The organism is Streptomyces sp. NPDC086077, assembly GCF_040686175.1.
GTDB lineage: Bacteria > Actinomycetota > Actinomycetes > Streptomycetales > Streptomycetaceae > Streptomyces.
The window spans coordinates 1-17,050 of the sequence record NZ_JBFBJT010000151.1 but is presented as its reverse complement, the minus strand read 5'-3'; the positions used below and the strand labels follow the sequence as shown (position 1 = coordinate 17,050).

Annotated in this window: 16 protein-coding genes; 3 read left to right on the top strand and 13 right to left on the bottom strand. The window is 70.6% G+C overall.

Features of this window, described 5'->3' with window-relative positions; translation table 11 throughout:
- Positions 1-83: 83 nt before the first annotated feature.
- From AB0O67_RS30805 to AB0O67_RS30785, 5 genes are all read right to left on the bottom strand, one after another.
- Complete coding sequence (locus AB0O67_RS30805) at positions 84-1,787, bottom strand: bifunctional uroporphyrinogen-III C-methyltransferase/uroporphyrinogen-III synthase (RefSeq protein WP_365457120.1); 1,704 nt, start codon at positions 1,785-1,787, stop codon at positions 84-86.
- Positions 1,784-2,743: a hydroxymethylbilane synthase gene (hemC, locus tag AB0O67_RS30800; RefSeq protein ID WP_365457117.1), complete on the bottom strand. Its 960-nt coding sequence runs from the start codon at positions 2,741-2,743 to the stop codon at positions 1,784-1,786. Before hemC ends, AB0O67_RS30805 begins: the two co-directional genes overlap by 4 nt.
- Positions 2,740-4,458, bottom strand: coding sequence for a glutamyl-tRNA reductase (locus AB0O67_RS30795; protein WP_365457114.1), 1,719 nt, complete (start codon positions 4,456-4,458; stop codon positions 2,740-2,742). Before AB0O67_RS30795 ends, hemC begins: the two co-directional genes overlap by 4 nt.
- Positions 4,455-5,222 carry a redox-sensing transcriptional repressor Rex gene (locus tag AB0O67_RS30790; RefSeq protein WP_365457111.1) on the bottom strand — a complete coding sequence of 256 codons (768 nt, stop codon included), beginning with the start codon at positions 5,220-5,222 and terminating at the stop codon, positions 4,455-4,457. Before AB0O67_RS30790 ends, AB0O67_RS30795 begins: the two co-directional genes overlap by 4 nt.
- A gap of 289 nt (positions 5,223-5,511) precedes the next feature.
- Positions 5,512-5,820 (bottom strand): glutaredoxin family protein, encoded by a 309-nt coding sequence (locus AB0O67_RS30785; protein WP_365457108.1) that lies wholly within the window; start codon positions 5,818-5,820, stop codon positions 5,512-5,514.
- 106 nt (positions 5,821-5,926) lie between these two features.
- On the opposite strand from AB0O67_RS30785, the gene AB0O67_RS30780 reads away from it, so the two are divergent.
- The 3 genes from AB0O67_RS30780 (at position 5,927) to AB0O67_RS30770 (ending at position 9,754) form a co-directional block, all read left to right on the top strand.
- Positions 5,927-6,847 carry an HAD-IB family hydrolase gene (locus AB0O67_RS30780; protein WP_365457105.1) on the top strand — a complete coding sequence of 307 codons (921 nt, stop codon included), beginning with the start codon at positions 5,927-5,929 and terminating at the stop codon, positions 6,845-6,847.
- A gap of 655 nt (positions 6,848-7,502) precedes the next feature.
- Positions 7,503-8,273, top strand: coding sequence for an ECF subfamily RNA polymerase sigma factor, BldN family (locus AB0O67_RS30775; RefSeq protein ID WP_365457102.1), 771 nt, complete (start codon positions 7,503-7,505; stop codon positions 8,271-8,273).
- A gap of 245 nt (positions 8,274-8,518) precedes the next feature.
- A complete protein-coding gene (locus tag AB0O67_RS30770; RefSeq protein WP_365457099.1) occupies positions 8,519-9,754 on the top strand; it encodes a DUF5667 domain-containing protein in 1,236 nt (411 codons plus the stop codon).
- 80 nt (positions 9,755-9,834) lie between these two features.
- On the opposite strand, the gene AB0O67_RS30765 is transcribed toward AB0O67_RS30770, so the two are convergent.
- From AB0O67_RS30765 to AB0O67_RS30730, 8 genes are all read right to left on the bottom strand, one after another.
- Positions 9,835-10,923: a lysophospholipid acyltransferase family protein gene (locus AB0O67_RS30765; RefSeq protein WP_365457096.1), complete on the bottom strand. Its 1,089-nt coding sequence runs from the start codon at positions 10,921-10,923 to the stop codon at positions 9,835-9,837.
- 14 nt (positions 10,924-10,937) lie between these two features.
- Positions 10,938-11,999 carry an NAD-dependent epimerase/dehydratase family protein gene (locus tag AB0O67_RS30760; RefSeq protein ID WP_365457093.1) on the bottom strand — a complete coding sequence of 354 codons (1,062 nt, stop codon included), beginning with the start codon at positions 11,997-11,999 and terminating at the stop codon, positions 10,938-10,940.
- Positions 12,000-12,280: 281 nt separating this feature from the next.
- Complete coding sequence (locus AB0O67_RS30755) at positions 12,281-12,379, bottom strand: AURKAIP1/COX24 domain-containing protein (RefSeq protein WP_003948845.1); 99 nt, start codon at positions 12,377-12,379, stop codon at positions 12,281-12,283.
- Positions 12,380-12,533: 154 nt separating this feature from the next.
- The gene (locus tag AB0O67_RS30750; protein ID WP_141316280.1) at positions 12,534-12,749 is read right to left on the bottom strand and encodes a helix-turn-helix domain-containing protein; all 216 of its coding nucleotides are present in this window, start codon (positions 12,747-12,749) and stop codon (positions 12,534-12,536) included.
- Positions 12,750-12,883: 134 nt separating this feature from the next.
- On the bottom strand, positions 12,884-13,711 hold the full coding sequence (locus AB0O67_RS30745; protein ID WP_365457090.1) for a phosphatase: 828 nt from the start codon (positions 13,709-13,711) through the stop codon (positions 12,884-12,886).
- 166 nt (positions 13,712-13,877) lie between these two features.
- Positions 13,878-15,053, bottom strand: a complete 1,176-nt coding sequence (locus tag AB0O67_RS30740) for an acetoin utilization protein AcuC (RefSeq protein WP_365457087.1) — start codon at positions 15,051-15,053, stop codon at positions 13,878-13,880.
- Positions 15,004-16,221, bottom strand: a complete 1,218-nt coding sequence (locus AB0O67_RS30735; RefSeq protein WP_365457084.1) for an MFS transporter — start codon at positions 16,219-16,221, stop codon at positions 15,004-15,006. The genes AB0O67_RS30740 and AB0O67_RS30735 overlap by 50 nt, the downstream gene beginning before the upstream one ends.
- A gap of 78 nt (positions 16,222-16,299) precedes the next feature.
- A complete protein-coding gene (locus AB0O67_RS30730; protein WP_365457081.1) occupies positions 16,300-16,944 on the bottom strand; it encodes an HAD family hydrolase in 645 nt (214 codons plus the stop codon).
- Positions 16,945-17,050: the final 106 nt, after the last annotated feature.

Sequence of the window (17,050 nt, the reverse complement as noted above, 5' to 3'; positions counted from 1 at the left end):
AGCAGCCCGGCACACCCGCACAGGCCGCCGCAGGCACGACGGCGCGCCGCCCCAAGGGCGGCGCGCCGAATCACCCAGCAGCCCTACGTGGTACGCCTCCGCCGAGCCCCCGGCCGCCGCTCACTGGGCCGCGTCACCGGATCCCCCGCCTCCAGGGCCGCGGCCCGACGCCGCGCCCCGAAGTCGGCCAGCGCCTCCGCCAGCTTGTGCACGGACGGCTCCGGAGCCATCACATCCACCCGGAGCCCATGCTCCTCGGCGGTCTTGGCCGTGGCGGGCCCGATACACGCGATCACCGTCACGTTGTGCGGCTTGCCGGCGATTCCCACCAGGTTCCGCACGGTGCTGGACGACGTGAAGAGCACGGCGTCGAACCCGCCGCCCTTGATCGCCTCCCGCGTCTCGGCCGGCGGCGGCGACGCCCGCACGGTCCGGTAGGCCGTGACGTCGTCGACCTCCCACCCGAGCTCGATCAGCCCGGCGACCAGCGTCTCCGTGGCGATGTCGGCCCGGGGGAGGAACACCCGGTCGATCGGGTCGAAGACGGGGTCGTAGGGCGGCCAGTCCTCCAACAGCCCCGCCGCCGACTGCTCCCCGCTGGGCACCAGATCCGGCTTCACACCGAACGCGACCAGCGCCTTCGCCGTCTGCTCCCCCACCGCGGCGACCTTGATCCCCGCGAAGGCCCGAGCGTCGAGCCCGTACTCCTCGAACTTCTCCCGCACGGCCTTGACCGCGTTCACCGAGGTGAAGGCGATCCACTCGTACCGCCCGGTCACCAGCCCCTTGACCGCCCGCTCCATCTGCTGAGGCGTCCGCGGCGGCTCGACGGCGATCGTCGGCACCTCGTGCGGCACGGCCCCGTACGACCGCAGCTGGTCGGAAAGCGAAGCCGCCTGCTCCTTGGTCCGCGGCACGAGCACCTTCCAGCCGAACAGCGGCTTGGACTCGAACCACGACAACTGCTCGCGCTGAGCCGCGGCGGAACGCTCCCCGACCACGGCTATCACAGGCCGCCCGCCCTCGGGCGAGGGCAGCACCTTCGCCTGCTTCAGCGTCTGCGCGATGGTGCCCAGCGTCGCGCTCCACGTCCGCTGCCGCGTCGTGGTGCCCGCGACCGTCACGCTCATCGGCGTATCGGGCTTGCGCCCCGCCGACACCAGCTCGCCGGCGGCGGCGGCCACGGAGTCGAGCGTGGTCGACACGACCACGGTCCCGTCCGACACCCCGACCTCGGTCCAGCACCGGTCGGAGGCGGTCCGGGCGTCGACGAACCGGACGTCCGCCCCCTGCGCGTCCCGCAGCGGCACACCGGCGTACGCCGGCACCCCGACCGCGGCCGCGACACCGGGCACGACCTCGAACGGAACACCCGCCGCGGCGCAGGCGAGCATTTCCTCGGCGGCGTACGTATCAAGTCCCGGGTCCCCGGACACCGCACGGACGACCCGCCTGCCGTCCCGCGCGGCCTCCATGACAAGATGTGCGGCATCCCGCACCGCGGGGACGACGGTTGCTGACGTACCGTCAACGACCGTCAGCTGAGGCGTGCCTGAGCCCGGATTGAGGTCCGACGAAGGACCCGGCTCCGTGTTCACGACGGTGACGCCCGGCCTGGCGTGCGTACGTACCACGTCGAGCACCTCGTGCTCGGCGACGAGTACGTCCGCACGCGCCAGCGCTTCGACAGCGCGCAGAGTCAGCAGTCCCGGATCCCCGGGTCCGGCACCGAGAAAGGTGACGTGACCGTGTTCCGGACCGGCGGCGGGAAGGGTGGTGGGGCTCACTGTGCTCGCTCCCCCATCAGACCGGCCGCGCCCTGGGCGAGCATCTCGGCGGCGAGTTCGCGGCCGAGTGCCACTGCCCGGTCGTGCGTTTCGGGCACGGGACCGGTGGTGGACAGCTGCACCATGCGAGAACCGTCGGTCGTGCCGACGACGCCCCGCAGGCGCATTTCCTTGACAATCTGCCCGTCGGCCAGCAGGTCGGCGAGCGCGCCCACGGGGGCACTGCAACCGGCCTCCAGGGCGGCGAGCAGGGACCGCTCGGCGGTCACGGCGATCCGGGTGAACGGGTCGTCGAGCTCACCGAGCACGGCGATCAGGTCCGCGTTGTCCGCGGCACACTCGATCGCCAGGGCCCCCTGGCCGGGGGCGGGCAGAACCGTGTCGACCGACAGGAAGTCGGTCACCTCGTCGATCCGGCCGATCCGCTGCAGTCCGGCGGCGGCCAGCACGACGGCGTCGAGCTCGCCCTTGTGGACGTACCCGATCCGGGTGTCGACGTTGCCGCGGATCGGCACCGTCTCGATGTCCAGCCCGTGCCCGCGCGCGAACGCGTTCAGCTGCGCCATCCGGCGCGGCGAACCGGTACCGATGCGGGCCCCGCGCGGCAGGTCGGTGAACTTCAGCGCGTCCCGTGCGACGATCACGTCCCGCGGGTCCTCGCGCAGCGGGACGGCGGCCAGCGCCAGGTCCTCGGGCTGCGTGGTCGGCAGGTCCTTCAGCGAGTGCACGGCGAAGTCGACCTCGCCCCGCAGCAGCGCGTCGCGCAGCGCGGTCACGAACACGCCCGTGCCGCCGATCTGCGCGAGGTGCTCGCGCGAGACATCGCCGTACGTGGTGATCTCGACGAGCTCGACAGGCCGTCCGGTCACCTGGCTCACGGCTTCCGCCACCTGCCGGGACTGGGCCATGGCGAGCTTGCTCCGCCTCGTCCCCAGTCTCAGTGCCTTCTCAGTCATGCCGGCCCTCGGTTCTGTGCGTTCTTCTCCATGCTTTCCTCGGCACGGGAGACGGAGGCCACCGTCTCGGGGTCGAGGTCGAACAGGGTGCGCAGCGCGTCTGCGTACCCGGCACCGCCGGGCTCGGCCGCGAGCTGCTTCACCCGTACGGTCGGCGCGTGCAGCAGCTTGTCGACGACCCGGTGCACGGCCTGCCGGATCTCGCCACGCTGCCTGTCGTCCAGACCGGGCAGCCGCCCGTCCAGGCGGGCGATCTCGCCCGCCACGACGTCGGCGGCCATCGTCCGCAGCGCGACCACGGTCGGCGTGATGTGCGCGGCCCGCAGGGCGGCTCCGAACGCCGCCACCTCGTCGGAGACGATGTGGCGGACCTGGTCGACGTCGGCCGCCATCGGGGCGTCCGCGGACGCCTCGGCCAGCGACTCGATGTCGACGAGCCGCACGCCGGCCAACCGGTGCACGGCCGCGTCGATGTCACGCGGCATCGCGAGGTCGAGCAGGAAGAGGGACGGCTCGGGGCGCGGCGCCTCGGCGACCGGCTCGGGCTTGCGGTGCTCGGCGATCCGGCCGACGGTGGCCACGGTCGCGGCCAGCGCGGTGATCAGCTCGGGCGTCACCTCCGGCGCCTTGCGCGCCGCCTCCCGCCGCTCGACCGCGCTGCCGGCGGCCCACGCGGCGTGCTGCTCCAGCGTCGCCGCGTCGATGCCGGCCACGGCGGCCTCCCCCATCACGGAGAAGCCGGGCGCGGTCAGGTCAAGGGGGCAGTTCTCGTCGGCGCCCACGGAGGTGGGCGGCAGCGGCGTCTGCCGTGCGTCCGTCCTCGGCGTCGTACGGGACTCCGCGGCGCTCTCCTCGACGTGCGCGGGGCGGCCGGTGCGGCCCTCGACCGCGGCCGCGATCTCCTCCGCCTGCAGCACCAGCCCGGTGGCGCCGGTGCAGGAGACCGCGATGTCGGCACGTGTCAGCTCGGCCCGCACCGCGTCCATCGGTACCGCCCGGGCCACCACGTCCGTGTCGTCGGCCTGGTTCAGGATCTGGGCCAGGCGCTCGGCCCGGTCGAGGGTGCGGTTCGCGACGACGATCTCGCCGACCCCGGCCCGCGCCAGCGTCGCGGCGGCCAGCGAGGACATCGAGCCGGCGCCGATCACCAGCGCGCGCTTGCCCCGCGCCCACTTCTCCACCGCCGCGCCGGAGGTCAGCTGCTCCAGGCCGAAGGTGACCAGCGACTGCCCGGCCCGGTCGATGCCGGTCTCGGTGTGGGCACGCTTGCCGACCCGCAGCGCCTGCTGGAAGAGGTCGTTCAGCAGCCGTCCGGCGGTGTGCAGCTCCTGCGCGCGGGCCAGCGAGTCCTTTATCTGGCCGAGGATCTGCCCCTCGCCGACGACCATCGAGTCCAGCCCGCACGCCACCGAGAACAGGTGGTGGACGGCCCGGTCCTCGTAGTGCACGTAGAGGTACGGCGTGAGCTCGTCCAGGCCGACCCCGCTGTGCTGGGCGAGCAGCGTGGACAGCTCGGCGACACCGGCGTGGAACTTGTCCACGTCGGCGTACAGCTCGATGCGGTTGCAGGTGGCGAGCACCGAGGCCTCGGTGGCCGGTTCCGCGGCGACCGTGTCCTGCACCAGCTTGGCCTGGGCGTCCGCGTTCAGGGCGGCCCGCTCCAGCACGCTCACCGGAGCACTGCGGTGACTCAGTCCGACGACGAGCAGACTCATGCCGGCATCACGGCGGGTACGTCCCCGTCAGGTCCCTTGTCGGCGGACTGCTTGCGCGCGACGGCGGCCGGGACGCCGTCGCCGGGCGCCGACGCGGCCTCCTCGCCGGCCTTGCGCTGCTCGTGGAAGGCGAGGATCTGCAGCTCGATGGAGAGGTCCACCTTGCGCACGTCGACGCCGTCCGGAACGGACAGCACGGTCGGCGCGAAGTTCAGGATGGAGGTGACGCCGGCGGCGACGAGCCGCTCGCACACCTGCTGTGCGGCGCCCGCGGGGGTCGCGATCACGCCGATCGACACGCCGTTGTCCTGGATGATCTTCTCCAGGTCGTCGGTGTGCTGAACCGGGATGCCCGCGACCGCACGGCCGGTGAGCGCGGGGTCGGCGTCGATGAGCGCGGCGACCCGGAAGCCACGGGAGGCGAACCCGCCGTAGTTGGCGAGGGCGGCGCCGAGGTTACCGATACCGACGATCACAACCGGCCAGTCCTGGGTGAGGCCGAGTTCGCGGGAGATCTGGTAGACGAGATACTCGACGTCGTATCCGACACCACGGGTGCCGTACGAGCCGAGATAGGAGAAGTCCTTACGGAGCTTCGCGGAGTTGACCCCGGCCGCGGCTGCCAGTTCCTCGGACGAGACCGTGGGTACCGAGCGCTCCGACAGTGCGGTGAGGGCTCGGAGGTAGAGCGGAAGACGGGCGACGGTGGCCTCGGGAATCCCTCGGCTACGGGTCGCCGGTCGGTGAGTTCGGCCAGTTGCCACGGTGCTCCTGCGGGTAGAGCGGGGCTGCAGGCGGTCATACGTCCCCGGACCGCCCCGTCGAATGCAGGCTATGTCTTTGTGAACGCGTGCACAAAGATGGTGTCCGATTTGCCCGGCCAACGTGACCGGGGTCACGCGCGCTCCGTGAGGGGGCGAGAAGGGGGCCACAATCGAACACTCTCCTGAAAAGTTCCCGCCCCCGAGACCAGGTCGCCGTCGATCCTAAGCCAGACCGAGCGCCCGGTTAGGCCGTCGGCTACTCGGGAGTCAGCCGGGGGCTACTCACCGGTCACCCGGTGAGCGCCTTGCGGAGGCGGTCCTCGTTCACCCGCCAGAACGTGTGCTGCACGCCGTCCACCAGGACGACGGGGATCTGTTCCCAGTATGTGTCGTGGAGTTCCTTGTCCTCGGTGATGTCCTTCTGCTCCCACGACACACCGAGGTCGGCACAGACCTTCTCGATCACGATCTGTGCGTCATCACACAGATGGCAGCCGGGCTTGCGGATGAGCGTGACCAGGCGCTCCCGGGGCGTGGCTGCGGGTACTGCGTCCGAGGTGGCGGGCTTGCGGCGGAAAATCGGGCTCATGCCGGTCATTGTCGCGCCACGCGGGGTCGTTGCTTAACGGCACGGACCCGGAGAGTTCACGGCGTTCCAACCTCTCGACTCCGGAACCTCCGAACAGAATGGCTATGCTCACGCCATGGCCGCTCTCGGATGGCTCACTCCCCGTAGGCGCTCCGCCACGGCGCGGAGCGTGTTGGCAGGCGAGGCCGCGGCGGAGGCCGCGCGCAAGACACAGGACACCTCCGTCGTCGCCGGCGGCGACGAGCCGGAGTTTCCCGTGCGCGGCGACGTGCGGGCCGCCGCCTTCTTCGACCTCGACAACACCGTGATGCAGGGTGCCGCGCTGTTCCATTACGGGCGCGGGCTGTACAAGCGGAAGTTCTTCGAGACCCGTGATCTCGCGAAGTTCGCCTGGCAGCAGGCGTGGTTCCGGCTTGCCGGGTTCGAGGACCCGGACCACATGCAGGACGTGCGGGAGTCGGCGCTGTCGATCGTGAAGGGGCATCGGGTCGCCGAGCTCCAGTCGATCGGCGAGGAGATCTACGACGAGTACATGGCCGAGCGGATCTGGCCCGGGACCCGGGCGCTGGCGCAGGCGCATCTGGACGCCGGGCAGAAGGTGTGGCTGGTGACGGCCGCTCCGGTGGAGATCGCTCAGGTCATCGCACGGCGGCTGGGGCTCACGGGGGCGCTCGGGACCGTGGCGGAGTCCGTGAGCGGCGTGTACACGGGCAAGCTCGTGGGCGAGCCGCTGCACGGGCCGGCGAAGGCTGAGGCGGTGCGGGCGCTGGCCGCGGCGGAGGGGCTGGACCTCTCGCGCTGCGCGGCGTACAGCGACTCGCACAACGACATTCCGATGCTCTCCCTGGTGGGGCATCCGTACGCCATCAATCCCGACAGCAAGCTGCGCAAGCACGCGCGGGAGAAGGACTGGCGGCTGCGGGACTACCGGACCGGACGCAAGGCGGCGAAGGTCGGCATCCCGGCGGCCGCCGGGGTGGGCGCGGTCGCGGGCGGCACCGCCGCGGCCATCGCCCTGCACCGCCGCCGCCGATAACGCGGTCGCGCGCTGCACCGTCGCTGGCGGTAGCGGCCCGCCCGGTGCGCCTGCCGGCTGTGGGTGGGGCGGGGCCGTGCCGGGGGCACGAAATCGGTCACTTACCAACTCACCCGTGTCGACGCGCCAACCGCTGCGGGCGGACACCCCCCGACACGATCCCTTCTCGCCGTGCGCGGGTGCGGCTTCGTGCGCCTGCCGCGCCGTCCTCCTAGCCGCCAGTCGGGTCCGCCTGCGCCGCGGGCATGCGTGCCGCCTGGGGCGGCACGGGTGGGCGCGGGCGGTTCGCCGTCGCGCCGGGGTGCGCGGCGCCTCGGTCTCAGGAGCAACGCCGAGCACATTCGAAACGCCGGGCAATCCAGTCCCCGTACCCACGCGACGCCACACCCAGTCCTCCGTCCTGCACCCGGCCACAACACGCCCCGTACCGACCCCGAAGTCGAGCCCATTCGATCAACAACCGGTCACTCTCCGGCACTTGATCAGGCGTCAATCGGTTACGGAAGCGACGTAATCGATGATTTGAGCAACTGGGCGTAGCAGTGCCTGTACGAAGCGTTATTCTCCTCAGACGCAAACCGGTACCCCTCTCGTCGCTACGTCGAGTGAAAGGTCCCGCACTGCACGTGATGGAAGCTCTGCCTCTGGGAGTCCCGTGTACCCACACGTCGGGGTTGACGCCTCGGGCCTGGCTACGCTGCGCGCAACGGTCCGAGACCTGTTGCGCGGCTTCGTCCCCACCGCGTACGCCGTCCCCGCATTCACCACCGCCGCGCCGGTCGGCCCGTGCTACGCACTGGCCGACGGCAGCGCCGCGGTCGGCAGACGAGGCCGCGCCGCCGGTGCGGCCACCGCACGGCGTCCGGCCGCCGACAGCGACAGCGCCCGGATGATGGACCTCGTGGAGCGCGCCCAGGCCGGCGAGGCCGACGCGTTCGGCCGGCTCTACGACCAATACAGCGACACCGTGTACCGCTACATCTACTACCGGGTCGGCGGCAAGGCGACCGCCGAGGACCTGACGAGCGAGACCTTTCTGCGCGCACTGCGCAGGATCGGTACGTTCACCTGGCAGGGGCGCGATTTCGGCGCCTGGCTGGTCACCATCGCGCGGAATCTGGTCGCCGACCACTTCAAATCCAGTCGGTTCCGGCTGGAAGTGACCACCGGCGAGATGCTCGACGCCAACGAGGTCGAACGCTCGCCCGAGGACTCGGTGCTGGAGTCCCTCTCCAACGCCGCGTTGCTGGACGCGGTGCGCCGGCTCAACCCCCAGCAGCAGGAGTGCGTGACACTCCGCTTCCTCCAGGGCCTCTCGGTCGCCGAGACGGCCCGCGTGATGGGCAAGAACGAGGGCGCGATCAAGACGCTGCAGTACCGCGCCGTGCGCACCCTCGCCCGCCTCCTCCCCGAAGACGCCCGCTGAGCCCACAACCGAAGGCATACGCTCAGCGATCCCCAACTCATCCTCGGTGAAAGACTGTTGACTTCGCCGCCCGTTCCTCCGCCGTCCGTAACCCAAGTGCCGCGCCGCTCGTTGTGCGGGATGCAGGCTCCCTGTGGTCACTCCCTGGCCGACTCCGATCCCTCGATCGTGTGGTTGTGGCCGGGGCGTGCAACCCTCAGGACCCCCTGGGGAGTCGACCGTCATGACGAGAGGAGGTGCCGCCAGTGATCGCGAACGTATCGGCGCACCGGCGGGCGAACGCCTTCGCCCAGGCCCTGGAGGAGCAGTCCGATCGGGGCACGGCGGCCGAGCAGTCCGAGGAATCGGCCCCGGCTGCTGCGGAACAACCGACCGAGCAGGGCCGCTTGCTGGCCCTGTCGGCCGGCCTTGGCGAGTTGCCGAAGCCGAAGCTGGATCCCGAGGTCAAGGTCGTCCAGCGGGCACAACTGGTGGCTCAGTTCGAGGCGATGCTCCAGGGACGCGGCGAGGCATCCGATCCCGCCGTCCCCGAGCAGCGCTCCGTGCGGAGCCGCGGCGCCCACAGGGCGACACCGCTGGGCAAGTTCCGTCCGCGTACGCGCCTGGCCAAGGGTCTCACCGCCGGCGGCCTCAGCGTGGGCGTCGCCGCCAGTGCCTTCGGTGGAGTGGCCGCCGCCAGCGGGGAGGCCCTGCCCGGGGACTCGCTCTACGGGCTCAAGCGCGGCATCGAGGACTTCAAGCTCGGTCTGGCCGACGGCGAGGACGAACGCGGGCAGGTGTATCTCGACCAGGCGTCCACCCGGTTGAGCGAGGCCCGTCGGCTGATGGAGCGCGGCCGCAGCGGCCCTCTCGACCACGAGTCGCTCTGGGAGATCCGCCGTGCCCTGTCCGGGATGACGCACGACGCCTCCGAGGGCCACCGGCTGCTGACCGCGGCGTACGAACGCGACCCGGAGTCGCTGGGGCCCATCCAGGCCCTCTCCGCGTTCTCGGACTCGCACCGGGACGCCTGGGGCGCCCTGCGCGAGCGGCTGCCGGTGCAGCTCGGGGACGTCAGTGAGCAGGTGTCGTCGGTCTTCGACGCCATAGACCAGGAAGTCGCCCCGCTGCAGTCCCTGCTTCCGCAGCCCCCCGTCCAGGGCGGCAGCAGCGAGGACAGCAAGAGGCGCGGCCCCGGCAGCGGGCCCGCCACGGGCGCCACCGAGTCCGGGCGCGGCTCGACGGCACCCAGCAGCGGCAGCGGCTCCTCGGACAGCGGCGACACCGGCAGCGAGGGCCCCAGCCGGTCCGCCGAGACCGGCGACGAGTCCGAGGGCCTGCTCGGTGGCAACACCGGCGGGCTGCTCGATCCGCCGAAGGACATCGGCAGCGCCTCTCCGTCGCAGAGCAGGCCCCCGACGACCGCGCCCGACGTCACGTTGCCGCCGCTGCTCCCGGGTCTGCTGCCCGGGCTCGGCCTCGACGCCGAGGACGCCGAGTAGGTCTCGGGTCGTACGACCGTGGGGGCGTCCCTCGTGAGAGGGGCGCCCCCGTCGTCGTATCCCTGCCCCTTGCGGTGCGGTCAGAAGAAGACCGAGCGGCGCTGCACCAGCAGCTTGTACAGGGTGTGCTGGATCTGTTCCCTGACCTGGTCGGTCAGATTGAACATCAGCATCGGGTCCTCGGCCGCCTCCGGCGGATAGCCGTCCGTGGGGATCGGCTCGCCGAACTGGATCGTCCACTTGGTGGGCAGGGGGATCGCGCCGAGCGGGCCCAGCCACGGGAAGGTGGGCGTCAGCGGAAAGTACGGGAAGCCCAGCACGCGCGCGAGCGTCTTCGCGTTGCCGAGCATCGGATAGATCTCCTCCGCGCCCACGATCGAGCACGGGACGATCGGGGTGCCCTGGCGCAGCGCGGTGGAGACGAAGCCGCCCCGGCCGAAGCGCTGGAGCTTGTAGCGCTCGCTGAAGGGCTTGCCGATGCCCTTGAAGCCCTCCGGCATCACGCCGACGAGTTCACCCTGCCCGAGGAGCCGTTCGGCGTCCTCCGCACAGGCCAGGGTGTGGCCGAGCTTGCGGGCGAGTTCGTTGACGACCGGGAGGACGAAGACCAGGTCGGCGGCGAGGAGACGCAGATGGCGGCCGGCCGGATGGTGGTCGTGCACGGCGACCTGCATCATCAGGCCGTCCAGCGGGATCGTGCCGGAGTGATTGGCGACGATCAGGGCGCCACCCTCGGACGGGATGTTCTCGATGCCCTTCACCTCGACCCGGAAGTACTTCTCGTAGACCGGGCGCAGCAGGGACATCAGGACCTGGTCGGTGAGTTCTGCGTCGTAGCCGAAGTCGTCGACCTCGTAGTCGCCGGTCAGGCGGCGGCGCAGGAAGGCGAGGCCGGCGGCGACGCGCCTGTCCAGGCCGCCCTCGTCCAGGGGCCGCTGTTCGTCGGGCTGGTCCGGCCGCTGCTCCTCGTGGGGCACGGGACCCTCATCCTGCGCACGCGTCCGACCGGGCAGGGGCTGGACCTCGCCCACCTCGCCCGTCTCACGGACCCGTGCGGACTCCCCGCCGGGCCGTCGGCTTCCCCCGCTCCGGCCGCGGCGCGGCGGCCGCTGCGCGGCGCTTCCGCGGGACCGGTCGTCGTCGAACGGAATGACCTTGGCGTCCGCCATCGTTGATGCGCTCCTCAGTTGGCGCTCTGAGTCGGGGGGTGGCCGCCGCCCGCGACGGGCAGTGAGGCGATCCGGTCGACGGCCTCCGCGAGGGCCTCGGGCGGCATGAGGCCGGGTCCACGGCTGCGCGCGAAGTCCGCAAACGTTTCCGCAGTCGTGTACTTGGGCTGGAATCCCAACGTCTCGCGCATCTGGGTCGTGTCCACCACCCGGCCATGGGTCAGCAGTCGGATCTGCTCCGGTGAGAAGTCCGTCATACCCAGGGTACGCACCAGCGAGCCGGCCCACGTGACGGCGGGCAGCAGCAGCGGCATGGTGGGGCGGCCGAGCCGCCGGGAGCACTGGGAGAGCAGCAGGACGCCGTCGCCGGCGATGTTGAACGTGCCGCTGTTGAGAGTGCCGCGCCGCGGCTCGTGCGAGGCGATCCGCAGCACCTCGATCACGTCGTCCTCGTGCACGAACTGCAGCCGCGGGTCGTAGCCGAGGACGGTCGGCAGGACGGGCAGCGAGAAGTACGAGGCGAGCGGCGAGTCGGCACTGGGACCGAGGATGTTGGCGAAGCGCAGCACGCACACCGCGACGTCCGGTCGACGGCGCGCGAACCCGCGCACGTACCCCTCGACCTCCACCGTGTCCTTGGCGAAGCCACCGCTGGGCAGCGACTTGGGCGGGGTCGTCTCGTTGAAGACGGCCGGGTCGCGGGGCGCGGAGCCGTAGACGTTGGTGCTGGACTTCACCACCAGCCGCCGTACGGTCGGGGACTTCTGGCAGGCGCCGAGCAGCTGCATCGTCCCGATGACGTTGGTCTCCTTGACCGTGGCCCGATTGCCGCTGCCCAGGGCGGTCGCGGTGACGTCCATGTGGACGACCGTGTCGGCGGCCGTCTCGGCCAGCACGCGCGCGATGGTGGGCTGGCGGATGTCGGCCCGGATGAAGTCCGCGCCGCCCAGATGGTGCTCGGGCGGTACCGCGTCCACGGCGACGACCCGTTCCACTTCGGGGTCACGCTGGATCCGTCGTACGAACCGGCCCCCAAGCTGACGGGCCACTCCGGTCACGAGCACGACCTTGCCCACGATCCGCGCCTTCCTTCCAGCCCTCGTACCGCTGCCGAGTTCCCCGTCTGCGGCCAACCTAGCGGTTGGTTGTTGCGCTGTGATGACCGCCCACTGCACCAAGTGACGGGAAATCACGGTCGTACGACCAGAGTCTCGCGACCGCCGAGTGGACATACGCGAGGGGCCTGTTTCTCCGGGATATGCGTGTGGCCCCCCACCGGACGGGGTGGGGGGCCACAGCCACGCTCTCGCGGCGTTGCGGTGCGTCGATCTACCGCTTGTGTTGCTTTTTCAAGCGGCTACTTCTTGTTACGACGCTGAACGCGCGTGCGCTTGAGCAGCTTGCGGTGCTTCTTCTTGGCCATCCGCTTGCGCCGCTTCTTGATAACAGAGCCCACGACTACCCTCGCTCACTTCTCATCACTCGGTGTTTGGGCGCCATGGGCCCACACGACCTACGAGGGGCTAGCCTACCCGCCCGAGCGCTGAGGTCGTAATCGAGGTGCTCGGGGAGATCGGAAAGTGCCCTGAACCGATCTCCCCGGGTCGCCGTCAGGCGGTTTCCACCCCCACATAGCTGTCGCGGAGGTACTCGTGAACCGCGTTCTCGGGGACACGGAAGGACCGCCCCACCCTGATCGCGGGCAGATGACCGCTGTGCACCAACCGGTACACGGTCATCTTCGACACTCGCATCACCGAGGCGACCTCCGCCACGGTAAGGAACTGAACCTCACTCAGAGGCCTCTGATCTCCAGCTGCAGCCATGACACACCTGAACCTTCCGCACTCGACTCGACGGCCACCGGCTTCCCCTTCCGGTGACTCTTCGTCGCTGCGTGCTCACTCCCCAGACTAGGGGCGGGTGATGCGAGTGGGGAAGAGGTGCACCCATCGGCGGCCTACTGTGACAGACACGCCCGATTGAGTACGTAGCGGGTAAGCGGCCGGTAGTAATCAGACCGCACAGCGTCATCGAGTGGAACGACCACGGCCACTCGCCCCTCCGCCTCGCCGACGAACGGAGCCGGGTCGTCCGTATCGGCCAGACCGATGGCCTCGAACCCCAGCTGACCTGCGCCGCAGACCCATCCGTGGTCCCCGACGACCAGCTCGGGCAGGGTCCCGCCGACCTCGGCGATGGCGTCCAGAACGGTACGAACCGGGAGGGGGGAATGGGTGTGTGCGCCGGTCGCACCACCGCGGCCGGGCACGCCGGGTTCCCGCACCATCGCGACGCCTCGTACGTAATCAAGGCTGTACGTGCGTAGGCCGAACCTAGTCGTTATGTCGACAGAGCGACCCTGCGCCGGGGTGAGGACGGCACATCCGGCCGCCGACATGGCGTCCGCCAGGGCGCCGTAGAAACCGAGCAACCGGTGCGGATGACCGGTCCCGAACAACACGGGGGCACCACGCTGCGCGACGACCGCGAGCCGCTCGGAGAACGCCTCCAGGGCGGCGAGGGTCAGTTCCGGGTCAATCACATCCTGGCCGGAAACACACCCCGGATCAGCGGATACCCCGCACTTGTCCGCCATCAGTCCGACCAAATCCCGCTCGGTCCAGGTCCGTTCAGGATCGATCCCGATCAACAACCGAGGATCGCGCGCCGCGAATCCCCGATAACTCCGCAGGCTCACTTCCCGAGAGGTCGCCACGACCCCGGCCAGCCGGGCAGCGAGAAGGTGCGCGCGGAGGCGGGATCGAAGGGCGGTGGGGGTGGGCATGGAGGGATGGTGACGGACGGAGGCGGGGGATGGGGGCGGGAACGGGGATACGGGGCTCGGTTGGCGTAACGGCGCAGCCGCGGGAGGGTGACGGGGGCCCGGGGTCCCGACCGGCCTCGCCAAACCGAGCCCGTGGGCTGGGCAGCCTCACTTGACAGGGGCGCCCCTACGCCAACAACCCTCGCAACGGAAACACCGCCCGCCGAGTGGCCAGCACAGCCTGATCCAACCGATCCGCGGGGTCGTACCCCGCCTCCCAGTCCCCCCACTCCACGGGCCACCGCCCATCAGTCATCCGCCCCGGCGCCAACTGCCGCGTCCGAGCGAAGACCTCCTGCCGCCACCCCTCGGGAATCATCGCCTCGGGCGCCACCTCCCGCCCGGCGGCGATCCCCACCAGGTGGGTCCAGGACCGCGGCACCACATCCACCACCGCGTAGCCGCCTCCGCCCAAGGCCACCCAGCGCCCCCCGGCGTACTCGTGCGCCAGTTCGTGACAGGCGACCTGCACGGCCCGCTGGGCGTCCAGCGAGACCGCCAGATGCGCCAACGGATCCTCGAAATGCGTATCGGCCCCGTGCTGAGACACCAGCACCTGCGGCCGGAACGCGGCGACAAGCTCCGGCACCACCCCGTGGAACGCCCGCAGCCACCCGGCATCCCCCGTCCCCGCCGGCAACGCGACATTCACCGCCGAGCCCGCCGCGGCCCCGTCCGCTCCCGTCTCCTCCGGCCACCCGGTCTGCGGGAACAAGGTCCGGGGATGCTCATGCAGCGAAATCGTCAGAACCCGCGGATCCTCCCAGAACGCCGCCTGCACCCCGTCCCCGTGGTGCACATCGACATCCACATAGACGACCCGCTCAGCACCCAGCTCCAGCAACCGGGCAACGGCCAGTGCGGCGTCGTTGTAGATGCAGAACCCCGACGCCGCCGCCGGCATCGCATGATGCAGCCCGCCCGCGAAGTTCACCGCGTGCAGCGCGTCCCCCCGCCACACGGCCTCCGCCGCTCCCACCGACTGCCCGGCGATGAGCGCCGACGCCTCATGCATCCCGGCGAACGCCGGATCGTCCAGCGTCCCCAGGCCGTACGACTGGTCGGCCGTCCGCGGATCCGTCGACGCGGCCTTCACCGCCGCGATGTAGTCCTCCCGGTGGACCAGCCGCAGCGTCGACTCCCCCGCCGCCTTCGCCGCCACGACATCCATCTCGCGATCGAGCCCGAACGCCTCGACCAGTCTCCGGGTCAGCGCCAGCCGGACCGGATCCATCGGATGGTCCGGCCCGAAGTCATAGCTCGTTACTGCCTCGTCCCACATCAGCTGTGCGCGGCCGCTCATGCCCGCCACCGTATCGGTCCGGTTGAGCGGCGAACGACCGGGCGTACACGAGTGTCACCAGCACCAACACCAGCGGCACGAGCATCGCCCCCCGATAGCTCCAGGCATCACCCAAGGCCCCCACCAAAGGCGAACCGATCAAAAACCCCACGTAGTTGAAGACATTGAGCCGGGCCACGGCCGCATCCGAAGCTCCCGGAAACAACCTTCCCCCCGCCGCGAACGTCTGCGGAACCAGCACACACAATCCCAGCCCCAGCAGCGTGAACCCGACCATCCCGGTCCACGCCCCGGGGGCCCCCGCCACCACCGCGAACCCCACCGCGGCGACCACCGCCCCACCCCGTACGACACCCACGGCACCGAACCGCCGCACCCCGAAGTCCCCCAGGGCCCGCCCCACCAGCGTGGTGATCATGTAGACGTTGTAGGGAACCGTCGCCATCTGCTCCGAGCTCCCCAGCACGTCCTGCAAGTACTTCGCGCTCCAGTTGGAAACGGTCGCGTCCCCGATGTACGCGAAGGTCATCACCAGACACAACGGCAGCAACGCCCGGAAGACGACACCCCCCGCCTCACCCGCGCCCTCCCCGTCGACCGCCTTCGCGCGGCCGCCGTCGACGTACCACCGGCTCCCCACCAGAGCGGCCGGCAGCAACACCCCCACCACCGGCATGTACGACACGACCAGCGCCAGCTCCCAGTGCGCCCCCACCCACGCCAGCGAGGCCCCCACGATCCCCCCGAGGCTGTACGCGGCATGGAACCCGAGCATGATGCTCCGCCCGTACGACCGCTGCAGGCTCACCCCGAGCATGTTCATCGAGGCATCCAGCGCCCCCACGGCAAGGCCGAACGCGGCGAGCGCCACCGCCAACTCCACCATCCGCTCCCCAGCACCCACCCCGAACAGCGCGAGCAGCACAACGGGCTGGGACCACCGCAGCACCGAACTCGGCGGTACGCGCTTCACCAGCCGCTCGGTCGCCACGCTCCCGACCCCGGCCAGCACCGGCACCGCGGCCAGAAAAGCCGGCAGCAACGCGTCGGAGACCCCGTACCGGTCCTGGATCGCCGGAATCCGGGTCACCAGCAGGGCAAAGGCCACGCCCTGGGCGAAGAAGCCGAACGCCAACGAGGCCCTACCGCGCCGCAGCACACGAGTCATGGCGGCGAGCGTAGGGCCCCGGCGTACCGCTGGGTATATCCAGCCAAAGGTGAATTTCCCTCAGCTTCAAGCCTCTGGTCAGATCAGCAGCTCAGCCAACTCCCCCATGTCGCCGAAGAGTCGCGTCGCCCCGCTCAGCCTGGCCGCCGGGGTCATGGCGGTGAATCCGTACACATCCATCCCGGCCGCGACCGCCGCCTGCACTCCCAGCCGGCTGTCCTCGACGACGACGCACCGCTCCGGCGCGGCCCCCATCCGCTCGGCCGCGTGGAGAAACAGATCGGGCGCCGGCTTCCCGCGCCCCACATCCTCGGAACTGAAGATCCGCCCGTCATCGAACCACCGCTCCAGCCCGGCCGCCCGATGCCCGACCCGGATCCGCTCATGACTCCCCGACGAGGCCACGCAGTACGGCACCCCCTCGGCCGCCAGCTTCCCCAGTACGTCCGCGGCGCCGGCCACCGCCTTCAACTCCCGCTTGAAGGCGGCGAAGACCCGTCCGTGAAAGACGTCGTCGAAGTCGCCCGGCAACCGCTGCCCGGTCCGCTCCGCGATCAGGTCGTGCACGCGGTGCATGGCGGCGCCCATGTAGTCACGCAGGGAGTCCTCGTAGGAGGTCGGATGCCCGAGTTCGGTGAGGTACGCCGCCAGGAGCCGGTTGGAAATGGGCTCACTGTCGACGAGCACACCATCGTTGTCGAAGATCACCAGGTCATAGCGCATAACTGAACCCTAAACGCAGAAAACCCCGCATCCGAGGATGCGGGGTTTTCATCAAAGATTGTTCGGCGGCGTCCTACTCTCCCACAGGGTCCCCCCTGCAGTACCA